Origin of the sequence: Micromonospora reichwaldensis, assembly GCF_031845925.1 — a bacterium.
In the GTDB taxonomy this organism is placed as follows: domain Bacteria; phylum Actinomycetota; class Actinomycetes; order Mycobacteriales; family Micromonosporaceae; genus Micromonospora; species Micromonospora reichwaldensis.
Genome location: NZ_JAVRFL010000002.1, coordinates 244747 through 268873 on the forward strand (window position 1 = coordinate 244747; position 24127 = coordinate 268873).

Below are 24127 nucleotides of genomic sequence, written 5' to 3' on the forward strand. Positions count from 1 at the left end.
TTGGCTCCGACGGGACAGCACGATCACGCCCTTTCGCAGGCCGCCGAGGGGCGGGGATGCAGGGATCGTAACAACGCGCCGCAGGTCCCGCCGGGCACCGAGCGCCGACCGCACGACGGGCGTCGGGTGGCGTTCGCGGCACACGGGCGTAGGGTGGGTGCGAGAGATCCGACCACCTGTGCTGCCTCCCGGTGGTACGGGTTTCGACAAGGAGTGGGGCTCAGCCGGTGACTGCTGCGGACGTCCGGGACTCAGATCCCGGCGACGGGCGGGTCTCCACACCGGGTGCCGCACGGGCCACGGCGTGGTCCGCCGGCGCCCCGGCACGCCCCGCCTCCGCGCTCCCCGCACTGGCGGCCGACCGGGAGCACGCGTTACCCGACTGGTCCGAGGTCGTCGAGCACTTCCGCGAGGGTCTCGTCGTCTGCGACGCGCAAGGCGTCGTCCGGCACGTCAGCCCGGTGGCCGAGCGGCTGCTGCCCGAGGTCACCCCGGGCGAGCTGCTCGCGGCGGCCAACCTTGCCGGGCTGAGCGCCGACGGCGAGTTCACCCACCGCGACCGCCGGCTGCGCGCGCGCCGGGTGCCGCTGTCGGCCGCCCGCTGCTGCTGGTATGTCGAGGACGTCACCGAGAGCGTCACCCGCGCCGACGCCCTGCTCGCCGAGCGGGCCCGCTCGGCGTTCCTGGCGGTCGTCGGCGAGAAGCTCGGCAATCCCCTGCACCCGGACCGGGCCGCCGCGGCGGTGGTCCGTCTCGCCGTGCCGACGCTGGCCGAGGTGGCGGTGCTGGTGCTGGCACCCCGTTCGGGTCGGGCGCGCTGGTGGCGGGCCGCCCGCAGCGACGACGACGCCCCGGTGGTGGACAGCGGCATCCTGCCCGCCGTCGACCTGCCCGCGGCGATCACCGAAGGGCTGGACGGCGGGGAACCGCACACCCTCGACTGGCTGGCGGAGCAGGCCGCGGAGGCCGGCTGGCTGCCCGGGCTGACCGCGGCGGAGGCCTGCGTGCGGGTGGTGCCGCTGCCCGGTCGCGACGCCCCGGCCGGCGTGCTGCTGATCGCGCGGCGGGTCGAGCGCTGGTACGACGAGGCCGACGTGGACCTGGCCCGTGCCTTCGCGGCCCGGGCGGGGGCGGCGCTGACCACCGCGCTGCTCTACCGCGACCAGGCCGAGGTCGCCGACACGCTCCAGGCGAGCCTGGTGCCGGTGGAGCCGGCCGAGGCGACCGGGGTGCAGTGGGGCACCGCCTACCGGCCGGCCCAGGCCGGGTTGCGCATCGGCGGCGACTTCTACGGCTCGCACCGGCTGGCCGACGGCGGCTCCGTGTTCTTCCTGGGCGACGTCTCCGGCAAGGGCGTCGAGGCGGCGGTCTTCACCGGCCAGCTGCGTCAGTGCCTCCAGGCGCTGCACCGGGTCGAGTCGCAGCCGGGGCGCCTGCTGAAGCTGCTCAACGACGCGCTGCTGGAGACCAGCCAGGCGCAGGGGCAGGGGCGGTTCGCCACCATGGTGCTGGGAGTGGTCCGCGCGCACCGCGAGGGTGGCCTGACCCTGACCCTGGCCGGCGGCGGGCACCTGCCGCCGCTGGTGCTGCGCGCCTCCGGCGAGGTCGAGCCGGTCCCGCTGTCGGGCATGCTGGTCGGCGTGGTCCCCGATCCCCGGATCGGGGAGGTGACCGTCCGGCTGGAGCCGGGCGAGACCTGCCTGCTCTACAGCGACGGGGTGACCGAGGCGCGCGGGGGCCGCCGCGGCAACGAGCAGTTCGGCACGGAGCGGCTGGTGCACGCGGTCACCGACTGCCAGCGGATGCCCGCGCCCGCCCTGGCCGAGCGCGTCGAGCAGGTGACCTGCGACTGGTTGGCCCACGGCGACCACGACGACATCGCCGTGCTCGCGCTGCGCGCGACGGGTCCGGGCGGGCGAACGGCCAGGCACCTGCACGCGGTGCCGGACGCGAGCGGCGCCGCCGAGGCGAGGGAGACCCGACCGTGACCGCCGCCCCGACCGCCGACGCCACCCCGGCAGGCGTCTGGCCCGGATACCTGGACTGCCTCCAGGAGGCGGACGAGTACGCCGCCATCGAGGTGGCCACCGGCCTGCTCGAGGCCGGCGTGCCCGCCGAGCGCGTCCTGCTCGACCTGGTCGCCCCGGCGCAGGCCGAGGTGGGGGAGCGGTGGGCACGTAACGAGTGGAGCGTCGCCCAGGAGCACGCCGCGACGCACATCAGCGAGCGGGTGGTGGCGGCGGTGGCCGCGTACGCGAACCCGCGCCCGACGCGGGGCCGGGTGGTGGTGGCCTGCATGGACGGCGAGTGGCACGCCCTGCCGCCCCGGCTGGTCGCCGAGGTGCTGCGGCTGCGGGGCTGGCAGGTCACCTTCCTCGGCGCGAGCGTCCCCGCCCCGCACCTGGTGTCGTACCTGCACCGGCACGACGCCCACGCGGTCGCGCTCGCCTGTGCGCTGCCGATGCGCCTGCCGCACGCGCACCGCATGATCGAGGCGTGCCGGCGCGTGGACGTCCCCGTGGTGGTGGGGGGCCGGGGGTTCGGCGCGGACGGCCGCTGGGCCCGGCGGCTCGGCGTCGCCTGGGCGCCCGATGCCCCGACCGCCGCGAACCTGATCGGCGACGAGCGCGCGCTGCGCCGCGTCCCGCCGGCGGAGCTGAGCCACCTGGCCGACGACGAGTACACCAGCCTGCTCAAGCGGCGCGGCGAGCTGATCGACGGCGCGCTGGCGGACCTGCGGGAACACGACCCGGGGACGCGTGACTACACGCCCAGTCAGCTGGACTCCACCGTCAGCGACCTGGGCTACATCGTGGACTTCCTGGCCGCCGCGCTCTACGTCGACGACGGCTCGCTGTTCACCGAGTTCGTCGACTGGCTGGTCGAGATCCTCACCAGCCGGGGTGTGCCGGCCCCCGCCCTGGGATCGACTCTGGAACACTACGGGCGGGTCCTGCGCGACTTTCCCCGGGCCGCGCGGTTCCTCGGGGCGGCGCGGTCGTCCCTGGCCAGGGCGGGCGACTCCGGGGCGCGATGAGCGCCGGTGCGGCCGTGTCGGGTGCCCCTGCTTATACTTGCCACACTGCAAGCATCCGCCTGCGGTGGAGCGAGGGGGTCCAGGGGTGACGTTCACGGTCACGTACGCCGACCGCGACGGCGGGGCGACGCGCCTGCGGCTGGCCGGCGAACTCGACCTGAGCACCGCGCCCGAGCTCAACGCCGCCATCGACCGGCTGATCGACGCCGGCGAGCGCCGCCTGCTGGTGGACCTGACGGAACTCACCTTCTGCGACTCCACCGGGATCGCCGCCTTCGTCCGGGGCGACAACCGGGTCGCCGCCGACGGCGGGTGGCTGCGGGTCACCGGCGCCACCGGCCGGGTCGACCGCGTGCTCCAGGTGACAGGGCTGGCCGAGGTGCTGAGACACGAGTCCGGCAGGGCCGACCCGACGGCGCGGTCCGCCAGTTGATGGGCTAGATTTCCCCGCCGGCACAGAGCGCCTCGCGATTCTCCGTTCCACCGACCCGAAGCAGGTAGTGATGGGTGCAGACACCCCAAGTCCGGTTCGCATCCTGGTGGTGGACGACGACCCGGGCGACGTGTTGATGATCGAGGAGGCCCTCGCCGACTCCGACGTCGAGAAGGTCATCGACGTCGTCAGCGACGGCCAGGAGGCCATGGAGTTCCTGCGCCGCGAGGGGCGGCACACCGACGCCCGGCGGCCGGACGTCATCCTGCTCGACCTGAACATGCCCCGGATGGACGGGCGCCAGGTGCTCGGCGAGGTCAAGAACGACGAGGATCTGCGTACGATCCCGATCGTCGTGCTGACCACCTCCAACGCCGACACGGACATCGTGGGCAGCTACACGCTCCAGGCCAACGCCTACGTCACCAAGCCGATCGACCTGGACGACTTCAACGACGTGGTGCGGCGGATCGACGAGTTCTTCGGCCGGGTGGTCGTGCTCCCGAAGCGCTCCTGAGGCGCCCCCGGGCGGATCAGTCCCGCCGGGTCGCGCGCCGGCGCCCCGCGCCGCGCCCGGCCTTGCGGGCGTCCGCATGGTGAACATTTTTCCCGAAGCCCCTCCGCTGCCGCCCCCAGCGCCGAGGATCCAGGGTGGGGAAGGAAACCACCGGCTGCCTGGGGGGCGACAGTATGAGGTTCTGCGTCGTGGAGACCGGCTACGACCAGCGGCAGGTCGATTCCTGCCTGGACGAGATCGGCGTCCGGCTGGCCCGGCTCGCCGCCCGGACGGAGGGCGCCGCGAGGGCCGGTCGCGAGTGGGACGAGATCCGTGACGAGGCGACGGCGCTGCGCGGCCTGCTCGAACGGCTGGACCTCGGCGACGCGGACCGGGCCCGGCGCGGCGCGCACGACGCCGATCGCGAGGCGGTCGACCTGTTGGCCCGGGCGCGGGTCGAGCTCGACGCGGCCCGGGAGGAGGCCCGGCAGGTGCGCGAGCGCGTCTACGCCGAGGCCGTGCAGGCCCGCCGGGACTTCGAGGAGGCGCTGTACGCCCGGCGCAGGCGCGAGGCCCGGGTGGACCGGATCCTCGACGGGCTGACCGTCGAACCGGTCCCGGCGGACACCCCGACCGCCGCGGCCGGGGTGCCGGCGACCCGGATCGCCGCCCGGGGCGGTGCGGACGCGTCCAGCGAGCCGCCGGGCGGCCGCGCCGGGATCCGCTGACCCCTGCGGGCCCGGCACCGGCGCGGATCCGGCGCCGTCAGGTCAGCGCGGCGACGACGGTGGTGGCCAGGCCCTCGTGCTGGGCGTACGCGTCGGGGAAGGCCGAGACCTGCACGGCCTGGGCGGCGCCGGCCACGCTCATCTGCTGCCAGCCCGGGACGTCCCGCAGCGCCTCGTAGAAGGCCCGCGCGGCGTACGACGGGCGCATCAGCTCGCGTACGGTGCCCCAGCCGCTGCTCGGGCGCTGCTGGAACAGGCCCACGGAGTCGTGGTCGGAGCCGCTGCCCTGGTGCGGGTACCGGCTGGACTCCGGAAGCACGTCGCTGGCGAGGTTGTAGAGCCGGCTCTCCTGCATCGCGGTCGCCACGGCCACCACCATGGCGCGGCGGGGCATCTTCAGCTCCGCGCCCACGTCGACGATGATCTTGGCGTTGTCCATCTGCGCCTGGGTGAGCCCGGCGACCGGGCGTGGACGGGGTGGCGGGGCCGGCTTGCGCGGGGCCTTGCGGGTGGCCGAGGGGGTCGGCTTCGGCGTCGGGCTGGGGCTGAGCGTGGGCGAGGGCGAGGGAGAGACGGCCCGGTCCAGGGAGCGCGAGGCGCGGTCGTCGTCGACGGCCCGCTCGGCCAGCGCCTCGGCCACGGGTTCCCGCGCGGCGTCGGCGTCCTCGCGCGTGCCGGCGAACGCGGCCACGCCGAGGCAGCAGGTCACGCCGGTGGCGAGCGCGATCCGGACGGAGGTCGAGGAGAGCAGGGCACGACCGCCGCGGCGCTGCCGTTCCGCAGCGCGATGACGGCCGGTCGTCCGTTCGGTCGAGGCGGGATCGTCCGGGCGGGTGGCCGGGCGATCCTGGGTCAGCTTCTGGTCGAGGGGGTCGTCGTGGTGCACCCGCCGAGGCTAGAAAGGCGAGCGCGTCTTGCCATCGGCCTGGTTAGTGGCATGCGCCACATTTTGCGCCGATCTGCGGGCCGATTACCCCCGTCAGGCCATCAACGCCGCCAACTGCTCTTGTCGGCTCTTTCGCATATATCCGATTAGGGATAGATAATCGGGCAGATAATCGATCGCGGGCTCGGGCGTCGGGCCGCCGCCGAGCCTCCACCGAACGGTGGAGGCCGCCGTGGGCCACCCGCCCGACCGCCCGTCGGCCCCGGAGGCGACGGCGCAGGCCGTACCGGCGGCGGCGGTGGTGGAGCAGGCCGTACCGGCAGCGGGGTGCTGGAGCTGTCCCGCGCCGCAGGGACGCCGGCGGGTCGGTCTAGTGCCGGCCGTTCTCCGCCGGGGTGACGGTGAGCCGGTGCCGGCTGCCGTCGCCGCTGGAGAAGGGCCACAACCGGTCCGCGTGCTCGACCAGCTCGGCCAGCTGTTGCCGGCTCAGTCCCGCCGACGAGATGGAGGCGTGCACGTCGGCCCGGTACCGGCCGTCGTCGTCGCGCCCGAGCTTCGCCTCCGCGCGTACCTGCACGGTGTGCGCCTCGTCGGTGATCTCGCCCGCCGCCTCCACCGCCGCGTGGTGCAGGCAGGACGCGAAGGCGGCGGCGAGCAGCTGCTCCGGGGTCAGCCCCGAGCAGTGCGGCGCCAGTGGGGACGCCAGGGCCGTGGACAGGCTCCCGTCGTCGGTGCGTACGTGGCCGCCCTCGGCGGTCGCGGTGGCCGTCTCGTTCAGCCAGGAGCTCGATTCCGGCATCGCGTTCCTCCCGTCGCTCACCCGCCCGGCTACCCGGCCCCCGGACGGTGAAACGCGGCGGCCGGTGGGCGGCCCGAAGGACGCCGGCCGGAAGCGGCCCCACGACGCCGGCCTGGCCGGGCCGCGGGAGGAGGCTCAGCCGGCCTGGCCGGGCGTGGGAGGAGGCTCAGCCAGCGTGGTCGGGCGCGGGAGGAGGCTCAGCCAGCGTGGTCGGGGCGGCGTCGAGGAGGCTCAGCCGGCCTGGGTGGACCAGTCGGGAACGGGGGCTGCCTCGGTCGCCTCGGCCGCCGCCCGCTCGGTCCACGGCGAGATCGACCCGACGCGCTGTCGTGGCGCCATGGGCTGCCCCAGCGGCACGTACACGCGGGCGTCCACCGCCTCCGCCAGCAGCAGGGCCGCCATCAGGCTGGACGGCCGGTCGGCCGGGTCGTCGGCCAGGCAGCTCGCGCACAGGTCGGCCACTTCCGGCGGCAGCCCCTCGATCTCCGGCAGCGGCAGCGGCGGTTGCCGCCGGCGCGCGCCGAGCAGTTGGGTCGGGGTCGTGGTGCCCGCTTGGTACGGCAGTCGCCCGGTCAGGCAGTAGTAGAGCAGGACGCCGAGGGCGTACATGTCGGCGGCCGGTGTGACGGGCGCCCGTTCCAGCTGCTCCGGCGCGAGGTAGGCGGGCGTGCCGACCACCATCCCCTCCGGTGACCGGTCCGGGGTGCCGGACGGGGTGGCGATGCCGAAGTCGAGCACCTTCACGCCGGCCGGGGTCAGGATCACGTTCGCCGGCTTGACGTCGCGGTGCACGATGCCGTGCGCGTGCGCCGCGGCCAGCGCGGCGCTCACCTCGGCGCAGACCCGTACGGCGATGCGCCAGTCCAGCGGCCCGGCCCGCAGGTGCGCGGCCAGCGTCTCGCCCTCGGCCAGTTCCATGACGATGTAGGGCAGCTGACCCTCGGGGCCCGGCCCGCAGGTGCCGAAGTCGTGCACGGAGGCCACGTTCGGGTGCACCAGCCGGGCGGCGGAGCGGGCCTCCGCGCGGATGCGCTCCACAGAGGTGTCCTGGCCCTCCTGCCCGGGGGACATCACCTTCACCGCGACCGGCCGGTCCAGCACCGCGTCGTGGGCCCGCCAGACCTCCGACATGCCGCCGATGCCGATGCGCTGTTCGAGCCGGTATCGCCCGTCCAGCGTTCTCATCGACCGCTCCCTGCTCCTCCTGGCCTGTCCCTCGACAGGTCCCCAGGGCAGCGGTACCCGAGCTCCGATCAGGGCAAACCGCTGCCGGATCCGGGCGGGCCCGCCCACTGCTGCGGTAGCTTGCGAGCCAGGGCCGCTGCGGGGCGGCACTGCGGGAAGGCGGGCGCGCGGATGAGCGAGGTGACCGTACGCTTCGTCGGCGGCCCGGCCCACGACCTGGTCCGGTCGGTGCCCGCCGAGCCGGACGGCTCCCCGCCGGCGCACTGGATCCTGCGTCACCCCGACGGCGTCGGGCCGGCCACGGCCGGCGGACCGGACCACCTCTACCAGCGCGAGCAGCCCGTTGGCGGCGGCACCTGGACGATGCGCTTCGTGCACACCTACCCGGTGGGCATGACCGAGTGAGATCGCCCGTCGCCCGTCGGCGGGGCGGCCGGTGGGGCGTGGCCGGGCGACCACGGCGACGACGACCACCGCCACGTCCCGGGCGGTCGGTCGCCCTGCGGCGGACGGGTCGGTCGGTGCACAGCGGGGGCACAGGTGGTGCACAAGCCGGGCACAGCGGCCCGGCGCACGATGGGGGCCATGGTGACGGACGGGCAGGTCGGGGCGGGCCGGGTCGAGCTGCGCCGCCCCGACGGGGAGCCGGTGCGGGTGCTGGTGGTCGACGACGAGCCGACCCTGGCCGACCTGCTGTCGATGGCGTTGCGCTACGAGGGCTGGCAGGTGCGTACGGCGGGCGACGGCACGTCGGCGCTGCACGCGGCGCGACAGTTCCGGCCGGACGCCGTGGTGCTCGACGTGATGCTGCCCGACCTGGACGGCTTCCAGGTGCTGCGCCGGCTGCGTGAGCAGGCCCCGACGGTGCCGGTGCTCTTCCTGACGGCGCGGGACGCGGTGGAGGAACGGATCGCCGGGCTGACCGTCGGCGGCGACGACTACGTCACCAAGCCGTTCAGCCTGGAGGAGGTGATCGCCCGGCTGCGGGCGCTGCTGCGGCGCTCGGGCTTCGCCGTCGCCGCCCGCCCGGACGCGGTGCTCACCGTCGGCGACCTCAGCCTCGACGAGGACAGCCACGAGGTACGCCGCGGCGGCTGCCCCGTCACGCTCACCGCCACCGAGTTCGAGCTGCTGCGCTACCTGATGCGCAACCCGCGCCGGGTGCTCAGCAAGGCGCAGATCCTCGACCGGGTCTGGAACTACGACTTCGGCGGCCAGGCCAACGTGGTGGAGCTGTACATCTCGTACCTGCGGAAGAAGATCGACGCGGGCCGGAAGCCGATGATCCACACGCTGCGCGGCGCGGGGTATGTCCTCCGGCCGGCGGAGTGAGCGGGCCGCCGGCCGGCTGCGCCACCGGCTGGCCGGGGTGTCGCTGCGGACCCGCCTGGTGGTCATCCTGGTCGCCCTGCTGGCCCTGGTCAGCGTGGGCATCGGCGGGATCACCACGGTCGCGCTGCGGCAGTTCCTGATCGACCGGGTCGACGACCAGTTGACGCCGATGCGGACCGGGGCCGGTCGGGGCGTGCCGTCGCCCTTCGAGGCGCCACCCTTCGGGCCGGACGCCCGGATACCCCGGGGCCTCCCGCCGGGGACAGTCGCCGCCGAGGTGGCCGACGGCCGGGTGGTCCGGGCCTGGACCCTCGCCGGCCGGGAGGAACGCGCCGTCCCCGCCGGGGACCTTGCCGGCCTCGCGGACCTGCCCACGGACGGCCGACCCCGCACCCGTGAGCTGGGCGAGCGCGGTGCCTACCGGGTGGTGGCGCGCCAGCTTCCGGGCGGGACCGTGCGGGTGCTCGGCCTGCCGCTGTCGGGCGTGTCGGAGACCGTCTGGTGGCTGGTCGCCGCGCAGGCCGGCGTGGCGACCGCGGGGCTGCTCGTCGCCGGCGGGGCCGGTGCCCTGATCGTGCGGGCGACCCTGCGCCCGCTGCGCCGGGTCGCCACCACCGCCGGCCGGGTCAGCGAGCTGCCCCTGGACCGCGGCGAGGTCGCGCTGTCGGTGCGGGTGCCGGCCGCCGACACCGACCCGCGCACCGAGGTAGGGCAGGTGGGCGCGGCGCTGAACCGGGTGCTGGGGCACGTCGGCGCCGCGCTCGCCGCCCGCCAGGCCAGCGAGACCCGGGTACGCCAGTTCGTCGCCGACGCCAGCCACGAGCTGCGTACGCCGCTCGCCGCCATCCGGGGGTACGCCGAGGTCGCCCGGCGCGGCCGGGACGAGGTGCCGCCCGACGTGGCCCACGCGTTGCGCCGGGTCGAGTCCGAGAGCGCCCGGATGACCCGCCTCGTCGACGACCTGCTGCTGCTCGCCCGGCTCGACTCGGGTCGGCCGCTCGTGGTCGAGCCGGTGGACCTGTCCGCGCTGACGGTGGACGCGGTCGGCGACGCGCACGTGGCGGGGCCGGAGCACCGGTGGCGGCTCGACCTGCCGGACACCGTGGTCCGCGTCCCCGGCGACCCGGCCCGGCTGCACCAGGTGCTGGCGAATCTGCTGGCCAACGCCCGGGTGCACACCCCGCCGGGCACCACGGTCACCACCACCCTGCGGGTCGACGGCGACCTCGCCGTGTTCGGCGTCGCCGACGACGGGCCAGGCGTGCCGCCGGCGCTGCGGGCCGAGGTGTTCGACCGCTTCTCCCGGGGCGACAGCTCCCGGTCCCGGGCGCACGGCAGCACCGGCCTGGGCCTGGCGATCGTGGCCGCCGTGGTGGAGGCACACCACGGCGCGGTCGACCTGGACAGCCGGCCGGGGCGCACGGTGTTCACCGTCCGGCTGCCCGGCGCCACCACCGATGCCTGAACGCCGCCTCCGGGGCCGTGGCCGCGCTGCGCGCCCGCGCCGACGTCGTCCAGGACCGGACGGCCGTACCGGGTCGCGCGTCGGGTGCCCCGGCCGGCCGCCCGCACGCCCGACGGCGCGGTCAGTCGGCCAGCAGTTCGGCGAGGGCCTGCCCGACGCGCTCCGCGTGCCGCCCGTCGGGGTCCTCGTCGGCGTTGAAGTCGGCGACGCTCATCCCGATCAACCGACCCGAGGTCACCAGCGGTCGGGCCAGCGCGATGAGGTCGGCCCAGTCCAGCCCGTCCGGCTCGGGATAGCTGACCGCCGGGAGCACCAGCGGGTCGAGCACGTCGAGGTCGAGGTGCAGCCAGGCCGGCGTCGTACCGACGGCGAGATCCCGGCCCACCGCCGCCGCGTCGGCGCCCCGCAGCCCGGTGGCCGGCACCAGGTGGACGGCGGGGTCGATCCGGGAGGCCTCCTTCCCGTCCGTCGCGGCCCGGTCGAGCGGCCGGTGGCCGAGCAGGTGCACCTGGTCGGGGTCGACCAGCGGCCCCTCCCGGTCCAGCACTCCCGCCGGGCCGTGGTCGGTGACGATCGACAGGTCCATGTCCGCCGCCTCACCAGTGGGCGAGGTGCGGCCGTCCTCGAAGTCGAGGTGGGCGTCGAGGAACCACAGGTCGAAGCCGGCGGGCAACCCCGCCAGGATGCCGGGCAGGATCGCGCAGTCGCCGCCGAGCACCAGCGGATGCCGTCCCGAGCCGATCAGCGTCGTCGTGCGGACGGCGATCGCCCGGCCGGCGCGGCGCACCTGGTCGACGCCGATCACCCCGGTCTCCGGGTCCCGTACCGGGTCGGTGATCAGGGCGTCGACCGCGCCGGCGTCGGCCGCGCCCAGCCGGCCCAGCAGCCCGGCGGCCCGCAGCGCCGCAGGCGCCCGGTGCTCGCCCCGGCCGCGTCCGGAGGAGTCGAGGGGAGCGTCCAGCACCGACCATCGCACACCCGGAGGCTAGCCCGGCCGTGGCAGGCTGGGCGGCATGTACCGGGAACGTCCGGCCGGGTTCGCCGGCGCGGTGCTCTGGACCAGCGCCACGACGGCGGGCGCCGCACCGACCAGGGTGCTCCCCGACGGCTGCCTCGACCTGCTCTGGTCGAGCCGCTGCGGGCTGACGGTGGCCGGGCCGGACCGCACCGCGCACCTGAGCGGCGGCGGGCCGGCGGAGCGCTGGGTGGGGCTGCGGCTGCCGCCGGGCATCGGACCGGCGGTGCTCGGCGTACCGGCCGCCGAGCTGCGTGACCGGCGGGTTCCCCTGGCGGCGCTGTGGGGCGACCGGGACGTCGCCCGGCTGGCCGAACGGGCGGAGGCGGCCCCGGCCGACGTGCTGACGGAGATCGCCGTCCGGCGGCTGCGGGCGGCCGGCGGGCCCGATCCGGTCGGCGCCCGGGTCGTCGCCGCGCTGGCCGCCGGCGCCAGCGTGACCGCGACCGCCGCCGGGACCGGCCTCGATCCGCGCGCCCTGCACCGCCGGTGCCAGCACCTGTTCGGGTACGGCCCGAAGACCCTGGCCCGGATCCTGCGGATGGGGCGCGCGTTGGCGCTGGCCCGCGCCGGCACCCCGCTGGCCGAGGTGGCGGCCCGCTGCGGCTACGCCGACCAGGCCCACCTGACCCGCGACGTGCGGGACCTGGCCGGCGTGCCGCCGACCGCACTGCTGGGCTGAACCCTCGGCGATCTTCCCGGCCGGGCGACCGCTGACGTCGCGCTCGCCGAGGATGTCGTCCAGCTCAAGCAGCTCATCGCCCGGGTCGAGGTCACCCACCCGCCGGCCGATGACCGCCGCGCCGGTCGCCTGACCCGCGCTCCGGCGACTCCGGTGTCCGGCGGGGCCGGTCCGCGGTCAGCTCGCGGCGAGCGGGGCGAACAGGTCCACGCCGTTGCCGTCGGGGTCGAGCACCACCGCGTACCGCTGGCCCCAGTAGGCGTCCCACGGGGGCAGGTGACCCTCGTGGCCCTCGGCCACCAGCTCCGCGTAGAGCCGGTCCACCTCCGCCGGGTCGGCGCACAGGAAGGCGAGGCTGGCCCCGCCACCGCCCCCGGGCTTCCAGTCGGGGTCGAACGCGCGGACGGTGTCGGCGGTGTCCCAGGCCAGCCGCAGGCCGCCGGGCAGGGTGACCTCCACGTGCGGCGCGGCGTCGGCGTCGGCGGGGATGTCGAGGCCGAGCCGCCGGTAGAAGGCGAGGGAGCGGGACAGGTCGCTGCTGACGATGCCGATGAGATCGAGTGTGGGTGCCATGGCTCCACCGTAGGGAGGCTCCCGGCGCCCGTCTTGAACGAAGCGGACAACCGGGCTGAGTGTCGGGTGTGCCCCTCACGACCGGGACGATCGGCGTAGCGTGTCAGACAAGTCCGGCTTTACGGGCAAATCCCCCAAGGATCCTGCCCGCGTACGCCGACATCGAACACGCGAGGAAAGGAGCGGTCGGTGGAACACCTGGCCTACCTGGACGCGGGGTCCGGCAGCCTGATCGTGCAGGCGGTGGTCGGCGGGGTGGCCGGCGCCGCGGTGGCGGCCAAACTCTACTGGCGGCGACTGGTCGACCGGTTCCGCCGCCAGCCCACCGACCAGCGCTGACCCCGGCCGATGGGGAACTCCCGCACCGGCCTGCGCGCCGAGCCGGCCTCCTTCCGTGACCCCGCCAACCGGGTCTTCCACCTCGACGGCGACGTGCTGCGCGGGCTGGACGAGCAGGCCGCCGGGGAGTGGCGCGCGCTGACCGCCAGCGAGTTCTTCCCGCCGCTGCTCGCCGCCGGCAAGGTGTGCGGCACCGAGGCGGTCGACCCGCCGGCCGTGCCGTCGGCCGACCGGTGGGCCGCCGTCCTGCGCCACGAGCGCATCCCGTTCGTCTCCCACCCGTACGAGTGGTCCTTCACCATGCTGCGCGACGCCGCGCTGCTGCACCTGGAGATCCTGCGGGCGGCCCTGCCGGCCGGGTTCACCACGAAGGACGGGTCGGCCTACAACCTCCAGTGGCGGGGCGCCGAACCGGTGTTCATCGACGTCGGCTCGTTCACCCCGGCCCGCGACGGCGAGCCCTGGGCCGGCTACCGGCAGTTCTGTCAGACGCTGCTCTATCCGCTGCTGCTGGGCGCCCACCTCGGGCTGGACTTCCAGCCCTGGCTGCGCGCCCGGGTCGACGGCATCGAGCCCGAGCAGATGCGCCGGCTGTTCGGCGGCGTCCGGCGGCTGCTGCCCGGCGTGCCCACCCACGTGCACCTGCACGACGCCATGCAGCGGCGCAACGCCCGGGCCAGCACCGCCGACGTCAGGTCCCAGTTGCGGGCCGCCGGCTACTCGCGGGAGTTGGCGCTGGCCACCGTACGCGGCATCGAGAAGCTCGTCCGGCGGCTGGAGCCCCGCCGCACGGCCAGCCACTGGGTCGACTACCAGCGCACCTGCGCGTACACCGCCGACGACCGGGCCGCGAAGGAACGCTTCGTCGCCGAGGCGCTGGCCGACGGACCGCGGCCCCGCCTGGCGCTGGACCTCGGCGCCAACGACGGCCGGTACGCCCGCCTCGCCGCCCGGCACGCCGACTACGTCGTCGCGGTCGAGCAGGACCCGGGCGTGGTCGACGGGCTCTACCGGGACCTGCGCGCGGCGGGGGAGCGGCGGATCCTGCCCCTGGTGATGGATCTCGCCGATCCGTCGCCCGGCGGCGGCTGGCGCGGCGTCGAGCGGGCCTCGTTCGCGGACCGGCTGGAGGCGGACGCGATCCTCGCCCTGGCCGTGGTGCACCACCTGGCGATCGGGCGCAACGTGCCGCTGCCCGAGGTGCTGGACTGGCTCGTCGGGCTCGCCGCCCCGGGCGCCCGGGTGGTGGTGGAGTTCGTCCATCCCGGGGACCCGATGGCCCGGCGGCTGCTGGCCAACAAGCCCGAGGGGCTCTTCCCCGACTACCGGCCGGCCGAGTTCGAGCGGCTGCTCTCCGCGCGCTGCCGGATCGCGCGGCGACTCGACCTGCCCTCGGGCACCCGGACGCTCTACGCGGCGGTCGTGGGTGGCTGAGCCGGTGCCCCCGCCCGACCGCACGTGCGGCGACCGGCCGTTGGGCGACGGGCCGTTGGGCGACGGGCCGTCGGGTGACGGGCCGTCGGGCGACCGGGTTTCCGGTGGTCGGGCGGGCGGCGGCGGGGCTGCCGGTGGCCGGGCGGGCGGCTGGCGTACGGAGCTGGGCCGGCTGGCCGAGGTGGCGGGGCTCGTCGGACTCGTGGTCACCCAGCCGCTGCTGGACGTCCTCGGGCGCAGCCCCGACTTCTTCCTGTTCCACCGGGCCGACCGTGGGGAGATCATACTGCTGGTGGCGTTGGTCGCACTGGTGCCCACCGCCGCCGTCGCGCTGCCCGCCGCGCTGTCCCGCCTGGCCGGACGCACCGCCCGCGCGGCCACGCACACCCTCCTGGTCGGCCTGCTGCTCGCCGCACTGGCCGTGCAGGTCGGCCGGCACGGTACGCCGCTGCGGGGCGTACCGCTGCTGCTGCTCGCCGCGGTGGCCGGGACCGCCGGGGCCGCCGCGCACCGGCGCTGGCGCGCGCCCGGGCGGATGCTGCGGCTGGCCGCGGCCGGGCCGCTGCTGTTCGTGGGGCTGTTCGTGTTCGCCTCGCCCACCTCCACGGTGGTGCTGCCCCGGGGCGAGGGCGGCGCCGCCGGGGTCGCCGGGCCCGGCAACCACCCGCCCGTGGTCGTGCTGGTCCTCGACGAACTGCCCCTGGTCTCCCTGCTCGGCGCGGACGGGCGGATCGACGCCGCCCGGTTCCCGCACTTCGCGGAGCTGGCCGACGGCTCCACCTGGTACCGCAACGCCACCGGCGTCAGCGGCTGGACGCCCTACGCGCTGCCGGCCATGCTCACCGGCCGCTACCCGCAGCGGGCGGTGGCGCCGCACTACTCGCAGTACCCGGACAACCTCTTCACCGCCCTCGGCGGCCTGTACGACGTCCGCGCCGAGGAGAGCATCACCCGGCTCTGCCCACCCAGCCGCTGCGAGCAGCCGATCAGCCCGGAGCAGGGGATGGGCGTGCTGATCCGGCAGGCCGGCGGGCTGCTGCGCCAGGTCACCGCCCCCGTCGACAGCCGCGTCGACCCGGAGGACTCGTACCGCGAGCAGACCCGCGCGGAGGCGGGCATCGACGCCGCCGAGCCGGTGCCGGCGGACCCGAAGTTCCGCTGGGACAGCCTCGACGACAACCAGCCGGCCCGCTTCACCAGCTTCCTCGCCGGACTCCGGCCGGCGCCCCGGCCCACCCTGCACTTCCTGCACCTGCTGATGCCCCACTCGCCGTGGGCGTACCTGCCGTCGGGGGCACGCTACGACGCCCCGCCGGACCTGCCGAACGACGGCGACGGCTGGGCCGAGCTGGCCCGTCGGCGGCACCTCGCGCAGCTCGGCTACACCGACCGGCTGATCGGGGAGACCCTGCGTACGCTGCGCTCCACCGGCCTCTACGACCAGGCCCTGCTGGTGGTCACCGCCGACCACGGCGTCAGCTTCACCCCCGGCGCCCAGGGCCGGGGCATGGGCGCCATCCGGACCGCCCCCGACGAGGTCGCCTGGGTGCCGACGTTCGTCAAGACCCCCGGCCAGCGCGCCGGCCGGATCGACGACCGGAACTGGCAGCACGTCGACCTGCTGCCCACCATCGCCGACGAGGCGGCCATCCGGCTCCCGTGGCCCGTCGACGGCCGGTCCGCCCGGCAGACCCCGCGCGCCGAGGCGGGCAAGGTCTTCTACGACCGCCCCGGCCAGCCGACCCCCGTCGGCGGCGGCGTGCCGGCCCCGCTCGCGCCGCCCGCGCCCCACCCGCTGGTGGGCGCCGCCGTCGGCGACCGCCCGACGGGCGGCACCGCCCGGGTCGCCGACCTGGCCGCGTTCGACGCGGTGGACCCGGACACCGGGCGGCTGCCGGCCGCCGTCTGGGGCGACGTGCCCGACGACGTACCCGACGGCACACCCCTGGCGATCGCCGTCAACGGCCGGATCGGCGCGGTCGTCCCGGTGGTACCCCGCGACGCCGGTGGCCGCCGCTTCGCCGCCCTGCTCGCCGACGACCGCCTCTTCCACGCCGGCGCCAACCGCCTCACCATCTACCGCGTGGCCCCCGACAACACCCTCCGCACCCTCACCCTCACCTGACCCACCGCCCGCCAGGGCGCCGCGCCGCCGGGCCGCGCCGCCGGGCCGCGCCGCCGGGCCGCGCCGCCGGGCCGCGCCGGTTGATCATGAGGTTATTGCCTCGGGAACCCGCATTCCAGAGCAATAACTTCATGATCGACGCCGGGGAGGGTGTGGGAGCGCGGACCGGACCGGACCGGACCGGGTCGGACCGGGCCTGGGCGGTGTGGGGCGAATCTGGGCGGAATGGGCCGGTTCGGCGCGGGGGGTGGGCAGGTTTGGGCGGGGTAGGCGGGCCGGGGCGGGGGCGCACGGGCCCGGCGCGGACAGCGCGGGGTGGCGGCGCGGGGCGGTGGCGGCGCGGGGCGGGGTGGCGCGGCGAGGGCGCCCGGGGCGCGGGGCGCTGGGTGGTGTGGGGTGGGGAGTGGCTGGTTGGCGGTTGTGCGTCCGGATTGGGCGGGTTTCCCGGGTCGCTGGTCGGGAAACGGGTGACGCATGCCTCACCGTCGAACCACGACGGGCGGTATCTCCTCGACCGTGATTACGGTAAAAGCGAAGGCAATTCAACGCAGATCTGCCGGCGAAGCGAGGGAACCATGACGGAAGTCAAGCTCGATCACCCCGGTGGGCAGCTTTCGATGCCGGTGCAATCCGCGGTCGAGGGCCCCGCCGGCATCGGGGTGGGCAAGCTGCTGAAGGAAACCGGGATGACGACGTACGACCCCGGTTTCGTCAACACCGCGGCCTGCTCGTCCGACATCACCTACATCGACGGCGACGCGGGGATCCTGCGTTACCGTGGGTACCCGATCGAGCAGCTCGCGGAGAAGTCCTCCTTCCTGGAGGTCTCCTACCTGCTGATCTACGGTGAGCTGCCGACCCAGCAGCAGTTGACCGAGTTCACCGAGCGGATCCGCCGGCACTCGCTGCTGCACGAGGAGATGCGCCGCTTCTTCGACGGCTTCCCGCGCGACGCGCACCCGATGGCCGTGCTCTCGTCGGCCGTCAGCGCCATCTCCACCTTCTACCAGGACAGCCTGGACCCGTTCGACTCCTCGCACGTCGAGATGTCCACGGTGCGGCTGATGGCGAAGGTGCCCACCATCGCCTCGTACGCGTACAAGAAGTCGATCGGCCAGCCGCTGCTGTACCCGGACAACTCGCTGGGCTACGTGGAGAACTTCCTGCGGATGACCTTCGGCGTGCCGGCGGAGCCGTACGAGGTCGACCCGGTGATGGCCAAGGTGCTGGACATGCTGTTCATCCTGCACGCCGACCACGAGCAGAACTGCTCCACGTCGACCGTGCGGCTGGTCGGCTCCAGCAACGCCAACCTCTTCGCGTCGGTCTCGGCGGGCGTGAACGCGCTCTTCGGCCCGCTGCACGGCGGCGCCAACCAGGCCGTGCTGGAGATGCTGGAGAAGATCCAGGCCGACGGCGGCGACGTCGGGTCCTTCGTCCGCAAGGTGAAGGACAAGCAGGACGGCGTGAAGCTCATGGGCTTCGGCCACCGGGTCTACAAGAACTACGACCCGCGCGCGGCGATCGTGAAGAAGGCGGCCCAGGACGTGCTCGGTCGGATGGCCAAGCCCGACCCGCTGCTGGACATCGCCATGCAGCTGGAGGAGATCGCCCTCGCCGACGAGTTCTTCGTCTCCCGCAAGCTCTACCCGAACGTGGACTTCTACACCGGCCTGATCTACAAGGCCATGGGCTTCCCGACCAAGATGTTCACGGTGCTCTTCGCGCTGGGCCGGCTCCCCGGCTGGATCGCGCAGTGGCGCGAGATGATCAACGACCCGGAGACCAAGATCGGCCGCCCGCGGCAGATCTACACCGGTGCCCCCGAGCGGGCGTACGCCCCGTTCTCGGAGCGCTGAGTTCCGGCCGTACCGACGGCGAAGGCCGCCGACCCGCACCGGGTCGGCGGCCTTCGCCGTGTCGTACCCCCCCGCCGTCGCGCCCGACGAGGTGTAAGGAAGGGCACCTTCCTATGCAAAAAACGATAGAAAGGTGCCCTTCCTTACACCGTCAGCGGAGGCCGGCGGCGGCGAGTAGGTTGCCCTCGGCGATCGACGGCACGGCGCGGCCCCGGGTCACCCGCTCGGCGGCGAACGCCGGCGCGGTGGCGATCGCGGTCGCGTAGGCGGTGGCCGTACGCTGCGCGATGGCCGACCAGCCGTAGCGCTCGTGCACCATGACGCGGGCCCGGCGGGCGAGCTGGCGGGCCCGCTCCCGGTCCGACAGCAGCGCGTCGACGGCGTCGGCCAGCCCGTCCGGGTCGTGCGGCCGGAAGGTCATTCCGGTCACCCCGGGCTCGACGATCTCGGCGAGCCCGCCGGTGGCGGCGACGGCCAGGGGCGCGCCAGCGGCGGCGCCCTCAAGGGCCACCATGCCGAACGGCTCGTAGATGCTCGGCACGGCGAAGCAGTCCGACGCGGCCATCACGGCGGGCAGGTCGGTGCCGCCGAGGAAGCCCGGCAGGCTGACCGTGCCGCCGAGGCCCAGGCGGTGCACCTCGGCCTCCAACTCGCCGCGGTACGGCCCGTCGCCGACGATGACGGCGCGCAGCCCGGGGTGCCGCTCGCGCAGTCGGGGCAGCCCGGCGATCAGGTGCTGCACGCCCTTCTCGTAGACCAGCCGGCCGGCGAAGGTGACCAGCGGCCCGTCCCCGGCGAAGCGGGCGCGGGCCTGCGCCACCGCGGCGGCCGGGACGCGCCAGCGGTGCGGCTCCACGCCGTTGGGCACCACGTCGACCCGGCCGGCCGGTACGCCGAACAGCCCCGTCACCTCGTCGCGCATGTAGCCGGAGCAGACGATCACCCGGCCCGACTCGCCGGCCAGCCAGTGCTCGACGCCGTGGATGGTGCGGTTCATCTCCTCGGGTAGCCAGCCCTGGTGTCGGCCGGCCTCGGTGGCGTGGATGGTGCTGACGAGGGGGATGTCGAGGTGTTCGCGCAGGGTCATGGCGGTGTGGGCGACGAGCCAGTCGTGGGCGTGGATGACGTCGTAGGTGCCGGCTTCGGTGGCGCGTAGGGCGGCGCGGGTGAGGGTGTGGTTGAAGGCCATGGTCCAGGCGAGCAGGGAGGAGGTGGCCAGGGGGAAGGTGACGGGGTCTTCGGCGGCGCGGACGATGCGGACGCCGTCGGCGTACTCCTCGAGGGGTGCGCCCTCGCTGTGGCGGGTGACGACGGTGACCTCGTGCCCGGCGGCGGCGAGGGCGACGGAGAGGGCGTGCACGTGCCGGCCGAGCCCGCCGACGAGGACCGGCGGGTACTCCCAGGAGAGCATGAGGATGCGGCGGGTCTGCGGGGGCGTGCCCGTCGTTCCGGACTGCGTCGGGACCTGGGGCCGGGAGGTGAGGGTGGGCCGGTGGACCCGACCCGGGGTGCTGGTGGGCTGCTCGTCGACCCGCAGGGTCGTCACAATCGATCTCCGTCCGTGCATGGTGGGACGCGCCGGCAGCGGTGGCGGCGGAACGGTGCTGAGGGATGGCCGAATGGCCGGGCCGGGACGCGCGGGCGCGCCCCCGGGAACAAGCAAAGGGCATGACGACCGATCCCGCATCTCGAAAGGGGCCAAGGTGACGGAGGACACCTGAAAGTGCCGGTTCGTGTCAGTCGGGTGGATTCCGGTCGTCGGCCGACCGGGTGCGGAGGCGGCGGGACCTGGGGCGACCGGCCCGGGGACGGGAACGGCCGCCGACCCGGTACACGGGGGTCGGCGGCCGTCCGTCGGGCGGCACCGCTCAGTGGGCGTGGTCCTCCTCGTGGGCGGTCTCCGGCAGGTCGCCGAGCACCTTGTCGATCACGTGGATCCGGGCGCCGCCGGCCCGGTAGTCGGCGCAGATCGTCTCGGCCCGGTCGGCCAGCCGGACGCCCGACCCGGCCGGGGCGACGGCGAGGGTGGTGCCCGCCAGGGTGGTGACGGTGCCGGCGGACGCCAGGTCGGCCACCGGGCGAGCCCCGGCGACCAGGTGCTCCTTCAACAGCCCGCGCAGCGTCGCGGTGTCCTTGAGCAGCAGTTGGTCCAGGTTGGCGGTGGAGAACCTGGCCCGGAACGCGTCGTCGGTGGGGGCGAGGATGGTGAGCCCGCCCGCGGCGGACAGTTCCTCGGTCATCCCGGTGGCCCGCACCGCCGCCTCGAACAGGGTGAGCACGGGAATCCAGGTCAGGGCCTGGGCGGGGGACCGGTCCACCAGCGAGCCCGGACTACCCGGCTCGGTCCCCGAGGGCAGCGCGTCGCACAGCGGTCCGGTGACCGCGACCGGCGTGCTGTCGCCGGTGCGTTCCGCCGCGGCGGGGGACTCCTGCGAGCCGGTGCATCCGGTCAGCGCGACCAGGAGGGCCAGGGCGGCCCCGGCCGTCGCCCGCCGACGGCGGGCGGCCCGGGGCGGGGGGCCGGGGATGTGGGTCTCGGACACGGTCTCTCCACTCCAGTACCGGTACGGCAGGTGCCGGCAGGTCGGCGCTGGGCCGACCTGCCGGCACCTCGGGCGGGGACTCAGCAGGTCACAGCTGGGCGCACTGACCGAACTTCGGACCACTCACGGAGTTGGCGACCTCCAGGTTCGTCGGTGCGGGGGAGTTGCCGGTGCAGTCCAGCGGGCCGTTGACGGTGTTGCCGGCCACCAGCGGGGCGGCGTCCTTGCCGTTGACGACGCCGACGGGGCCGGTCAGCGTGTTGCCGACCACCACGACCGGGCCCTGGGTGCCGGTGGCGCGCACCGGGCCGTTGACCCTGCTGTCGGTCACGACGAACCCGGCGGCGCCGGTGGCGTCGACGGGACCGTTGATCGAGCTGCCGTTGACGATCAGCACCGCGCCGGGACGCACCTGGATCGGACCCCGGACGGTGGCCCCGTCCAGGCAGGCGACGCCGGAGACGACCAGCGGGCCGTTGCGGGTGCCGGTCAGGGTGGGGGCGACCCGCTCGCCGGCGACCAGTCCCTCCACGGCCTGCTCGTCGAGCAGCAGCGGGATCAGGCCCCGCTGCGGCTGGGACAGCGGAACCAGGTAGCTGTCGCCGACCTTGATCACCTTCCAGCCGTGGGCGGCGAGCCGCTGGGCCACGGTGGTGCGCTGGCCGGCCGGGCCGTCGGTGCGCTCGCCGTGGTACTGCTCCTCGGTCAGCCGGTACGCGCACGGCGCCTGCTCGAGGATCCGCTCCGGGGTGGGGGCGTCCGCGGGCGGCGGGGCCTCACCCGGGTGCGGGGCGGGGTACGCCTCGATCTTGCGGGAGCCCCGGAACACGATGCGTCCGTCGTTGGCGGACTGCGACAGGATCCCCTCGGCACGGGCCTTGGTGATGCCCTGGACGCTGGCGCCGTGGTACGTGAGGAACTGGTTGAACGTCCACAGCGCGGAGTAGGTCTTGCGCCGGCGGTTGTTCGCGGTGTTGGACTCGTCGGGCCGCGTCGGGCCACCGGAGCTGCGCAGCTCCAGCAGGGAGTTGACCACGTTCTTCAGGCCGAGGGTGTTGCGCAGGATGGTCTCCTCGCTCAGCCCCACGTTGGCCCCGGTGGTGCACCCGTACGGACAGGCCCACCAGCCGTCCCGGGCGCCCTCGGTGTACATGTGGCCCTCGATCATCTTCTGCGACTCGTCGAAGATGCCCTGCGCCACGTTCTGGTGCCGCGGCGGCAGCATCGGCAGGTCACCGGTGTTGGTGTTGCCGTACTCGTGGCCGTCGTAGCCGGCGATCGGCCGGTAGTCGCGCACCATCTCGGCGAGGGCGCGGGTCTCCGGCTGGCGGATCAGCGAATGGTCCCGGTTCAGGTCCTGGCCGGTGGAGTTGCCCCGGGAGTTGGCCGCCCGCCCGTCGCCGTTGAGCGTCGGCACGATGAGCATGGTGGTCTTCGACAGCAGGTCGAGGGTCTTGGCGTCCTTGGTGAAGGCGAGCTGCCGGGCCATGATCAGGCAGGCCTCGCGGTCACCCGGCTCGTTGCCGTGCACGTTGCAGTTGACCATCAGCGGGTTGGTCGCGGCCACCGCCTCCGGCGTCGCCGCCGGCCGGGGGTAGCCGATGACCAGCATGTTGATCGGCCGGTTCAGGACGGTGCGGCCGATCTCGACGACGCGGACCCGCTCGCTGGCCCCGTCGAGCGCGGCGGTGTACGCGTACTCGTTGACGTCGCTGGTGTACTGCGCGCCCAGCGTCTCCTCCCACTGGGTGCGCAGGTTCTCACCCGGGGTGCCCGGGTCGCCCCAGTGGCCGCGGGTGGTGCCGTTGACCGGCGCCGAGTAGGGCTGGACCTCGGTGCCGAAGCGGGCCCGTACCCGCCACTGGAAGCCGTTGCCGGGGGCGAAGCCGGCGTCCGCGAAGGTCGGCTCGTCGTTGTTGACCTGCCGGTTCGGGCGCCACACGCCGGCGATGACCGGCGTGCCGGGCGTGCCGTCCGCGGCGAGCGGGGTCCGCTCGATCTGGTAGTCGGTGGCCCCTTCCACCCGGGTCCACGCCAGCGTGGCGTACCCGTCACCCTGCACGACCGTGAGGCCCTGCACCTGGTTCGGCTCCGCCTGCTGAAGGGCCGCGCTCGGCTGCCCCTGCGCCTGCGCGGGCACCGCCGTCGCCACGAGGGCGGCGGCGAGCAGCGCGGAGAACACACCGGCCGTTGTCCGTCTGTATCTCAAAAGGATCTCCAAACAGGAGGGATGGCTGGGTGCGCCCAGCACACCCGTCCTCGGCCCACCGGTGGCGGGCGGCCTGCGATTCTTGAGGATCACCTGAGATTCCCGACACGGTAACCGGGCCGCAGGTCGCGGTTCACGCCACCGAGGGTCCTCACCCGGTGCGCAGCCGGTAGCCGACGCCGCGCACCGTCTCGACCAGGCCGGCGTCGTCGAGCTTGCCCCGCAGGGCCGCGACGTGCACGTCGAGGTTGTGCCGGGTGCCCCAGGTGGTCTGCCAGACGTCCAGCTGCAACCGGTCCCTGGGCACCACCGTGCCGGCCTGCCGGGCGAGCGCCACCAGCAGGTCGAACTCCTTGCGGGCGAGGTTGACCTCCCGGTCGCCCACCCAGACCTGCCGGGCCTGCACGTCGATGCGCAGCCTGCCGGCCCGCAACTCGCCGGTGCTGCGGGTGCCCCGGGTGCTGCGGGCGGTGCGCCGCATCACCGCCTCGATGCGGGCCTGCAACTCCACCATCGAGAACGGCTTGACGACGTAGTCGTCGGCGCCGGCGCGCAGGCCGGCCACCCGGTCGTACTCCTCGGCGCGGGCGCTGACCGCGATGATCGCGACGTCCTCGTCGACCTGCCGCAGCCGCCGGCAGACCTCCAGGCCGTCCCGGTCGGGCAGGTTGAGGTCCAGCAGGACCAGGTCGACGGCGTCGGCCCGGATCGCCTCGGCGGCCGTCAGCGCCGACACCACCTCGTGTCCCCGGCGGCGCAGCGCCTTGGCGAGGGCAGACGCCACGCGTAGGTCGTCTTCGACCAGGAGCACCCGCACGCACACCCCCCGGACCTCGTCCCCCGCCGGATCCTGCGAGTCTGTCCGATGATCATCGACTTGACCAGTGCGGACGCAAGATGGTGACCGCAAGCATGATCCGTTCCGGACCGACAGCGGGGCCACGGTGACCGGGGACGTCGAAACGTCCACCCGCTACCAGTCGGGTG

The 24127-nt window shown here is 74.8% G+C and carries 22 protein-coding genes; 13 read left to right on the forward strand and 9 right to left on the reverse strand.

Features of this window, described 5'->3' with window-relative positions; translation table 11 throughout:
* Positions 1 to 227 precede the first annotated feature (227 nt).
* The 5 genes from RM555_RS02380 to RM555_RS02400 all read left to right on the forward strand — a co-directional run bounded on the left by RM555_RS02380 (position 228) and on the right by RM555_RS02400 (position 4694).
* The gene (locus RM555_RS02380; protein ID WP_311410211.1) at positions 228 to 1988 is read left to right on the forward strand and encodes a PP2C family protein-serine/threonine phosphatase; all 1761 of its coding nucleotides are present in this window, start codon (positions 228 to 230) and stop codon (positions 1986 to 1988) included.
* A complete protein-coding gene (locus RM555_RS02385) occupies positions 1985 to 3037 on the forward strand; it encodes a cobalamin B12-binding domain-containing protein (RefSeq protein WP_311410212.1) in 1053 nt (350 codons plus the stop codon). The genes RM555_RS02380 and RM555_RS02385 overlap by 4 nt, the downstream gene beginning before the upstream one ends.
* An 85-nt stretch (positions 3038 to 3122) precedes the next feature.
* Positions 3123 to 3470, forward strand: a complete 348-nt coding sequence (locus tag RM555_RS02390; RefSeq protein WP_311410213.1) for an STAS domain-containing protein — start codon at positions 3123 to 3125, stop codon at positions 3468 to 3470.
* A gap of 70 nt (positions 3471 to 3540) precedes the next feature.
* The gene (locus RM555_RS02395) at positions 3541 to 3987 is read left to right on the forward strand and encodes a response regulator (protein ID WP_311410214.1); all 447 of its coding nucleotides are present in this window, start codon (positions 3541 to 3543) and stop codon (positions 3985 to 3987) included.
* Between the two features lie 173 nt (positions 3988 to 4160).
* Positions 4161 to 4694 carry an ATPase gene (locus RM555_RS02400; RefSeq protein WP_311410215.1) on the forward strand — a complete coding sequence of 178 codons (534 nt, stop codon included), beginning with the start codon at positions 4161 to 4163 and terminating at the stop codon, positions 4692 to 4694.
* 37 nt (positions 4695 to 4731) lie between these two features.
* On the opposite strand, the gene RM555_RS02405 is transcribed toward RM555_RS02400, so the two are convergent.
* From RM555_RS02405 to RM555_RS02415, 3 genes are all read right to left on the reverse strand, one after another.
* On the reverse strand, positions 4732 to 5580 hold the full coding sequence (locus tag RM555_RS02405) for a hypothetical protein (RefSeq protein ID WP_311410216.1): 849 nt from the start codon (positions 5578 to 5580) through the stop codon (positions 4732 to 4734).
* 370 nt (positions 5581 to 5950) lie between these two features.
* On the reverse strand, positions 5951 to 6379 hold the full coding sequence (locus RM555_RS02410; protein ID WP_089000686.1) for an OsmC family protein: 429 nt from the start codon (positions 6377 to 6379) through the stop codon (positions 5951 to 5953).
* Positions 6380 to 6610: 231 nt separating this feature from the next.
* Complete coding sequence (locus RM555_RS02415; protein ID WP_311410217.1) at positions 6611 to 7564, reverse strand: serine/threonine-protein kinase; 954 nt, start codon at positions 7562 to 7564, stop codon at positions 6611 to 6613.
* Between the two features lie 171 nt (positions 7565 to 7735).
* On the opposite strand from RM555_RS02415, the gene RM555_RS02420 reads away from it, so the two are divergent.
* The 3 genes from RM555_RS02420 to RM555_RS02430 all read left to right on the forward strand — a co-directional run bounded on the left by RM555_RS02420 (position 7736) and on the right by RM555_RS02430 (position 10361).
* The gene (locus tag RM555_RS02420) at positions 7736 to 7969 is read left to right on the forward strand and encodes a hypothetical protein (RefSeq protein WP_311410218.1); all 234 of its coding nucleotides are present in this window, start codon (positions 7736 to 7738) and stop codon (positions 7967 to 7969) included.
* A 180-nt stretch (positions 7970 to 8149) separates the two neighbouring features.
* Complete coding sequence (locus RM555_RS02425; protein WP_311410219.1) at positions 8150 to 8896, forward strand: response regulator transcription factor; 747 nt, start codon at positions 8150 to 8152, stop codon at positions 8894 to 8896.
* Positions 8897 to 8924: 28 nt separating this feature from the next.
* A complete protein-coding gene (locus RM555_RS02430) occupies positions 8925 to 10361 on the forward strand; it encodes a sensor histidine kinase (protein ID WP_311410276.1) in 1437 nt (478 codons plus the stop codon).
* Positions 10362 to 10482: 121 nt separating this feature from the next.
* On the opposite strand, the gene RM555_RS02435 is transcribed toward RM555_RS02430, so the two are convergent.
* Positions 10483 to 11337, reverse strand: coding sequence for an arginase family protein (locus RM555_RS02435; RefSeq protein ID WP_311410220.1), 855 nt, complete (start codon positions 11335 to 11337; stop codon positions 10483 to 10485).
* 37 nt (positions 11338 to 11374) lie between these two features.
* Between RM555_RS02435 and RM555_RS02440 the strand changes: the two genes are divergently transcribed.
* Positions 11375 to 12058, forward strand: coding sequence for a helix-turn-helix transcriptional regulator (locus tag RM555_RS02440; protein ID WP_311410221.1), 684 nt, complete (start codon positions 11375 to 11377; stop codon positions 12056 to 12058).
* 177 nt (positions 12059 to 12235) lie between these two features.
* Here the strand turns inward: RM555_RS02440 and RM555_RS02445 are convergent, their stop codons facing one another.
* On the reverse strand, positions 12236 to 12631 hold the full coding sequence (locus RM555_RS02445; RefSeq protein ID WP_311410222.1) for a VOC family protein: 396 nt from the start codon (positions 12629 to 12631) through the stop codon (positions 12236 to 12238).
* A 189-nt stretch (positions 12632 to 12820) separates the two neighbouring features.
* On the opposite strand from RM555_RS02445, the gene RM555_RS02450 reads away from it, so the two are divergent.
* The 4 genes from RM555_RS02450 to RM555_RS02465 all read left to right on the forward strand — a co-directional run bounded on the left by RM555_RS02450 (position 12821) and on the right by RM555_RS02465 (position 18388).
* Positions 12821 to 12970, forward strand: a complete 150-nt coding sequence (locus RM555_RS02450) for a hypothetical protein (protein WP_165947858.1) — start codon at positions 12821 to 12823, stop codon at positions 12968 to 12970.
* A gap of 9 nt (positions 12971 to 12979) precedes the next feature.
* Positions 12980 to 14404: a class I SAM-dependent methyltransferase gene (locus RM555_RS02455; protein ID WP_311410223.1), complete on the forward strand. Its 1425-nt coding sequence runs from the start codon at positions 12980 to 12982 to the stop codon at positions 14402 to 14404.
* Between the two features lie 40 nt (positions 14405 to 14444).
* The gene (locus tag RM555_RS02460; protein ID WP_396888659.1) at positions 14445 to 16529 is read left to right on the forward strand and encodes a sulfatase-like hydrolase/transferase; all 2085 of its coding nucleotides are present in this window, start codon (positions 14445 to 14447) and stop codon (positions 16527 to 16529) included.
* 575 nt (positions 16530 to 17104) lie between these two features.
* Positions 17105 to 18388: a citrate synthase gene (locus RM555_RS02465; RefSeq protein ID WP_132238020.1), complete on the forward strand. Its 1284-nt coding sequence runs from the start codon at positions 17105 to 17107 to the stop codon at positions 18386 to 18388.
* Between the two features lie 151 nt (positions 18389 to 18539).
* Here RM555_RS02465 and RM555_RS02470 read toward each other — a convergent pair whose 3' ends face one another.
* The 4 genes from RM555_RS02470 to RM555_RS02485 all read right to left on the reverse strand — a co-directional run bounded on the left by RM555_RS02470 (position 18540) and on the right by RM555_RS02485 (position 23957).
* Positions 18540 to 19934, reverse strand: coding sequence for a glycosyltransferase family 4 protein (locus RM555_RS02470; protein ID WP_311410225.1), 1395 nt, complete (start codon positions 19932 to 19934; stop codon positions 18540 to 18542).
* Positions 19935 to 20256: 322 nt separating this feature from the next.
* Positions 20257 to 20931 (reverse strand): fasciclin domain-containing protein, encoded by a 675-nt coding sequence (locus RM555_RS02475; RefSeq protein WP_311410226.1) that lies wholly within the window; start codon positions 20929 to 20931, stop codon positions 20257 to 20259.
* Positions 20932 to 21019: 88 nt separating this feature from the next.
* Positions 21020 to 23140, reverse strand: a complete 2121-nt coding sequence (locus RM555_RS02480; protein WP_311410227.1) for a M14 family metallocarboxypeptidase — start codon at positions 23138 to 23140, stop codon at positions 21020 to 21022.
* 151 nt (positions 23141 to 23291) lie between these two features.
* Positions 23292 to 23957, reverse strand: coding sequence for a response regulator transcription factor (locus RM555_RS02485; protein ID WP_311410228.1), 666 nt, complete (start codon positions 23955 to 23957; stop codon positions 23292 to 23294).
* Positions 23958 to 24127: the final 170 nt, after the last annotated feature.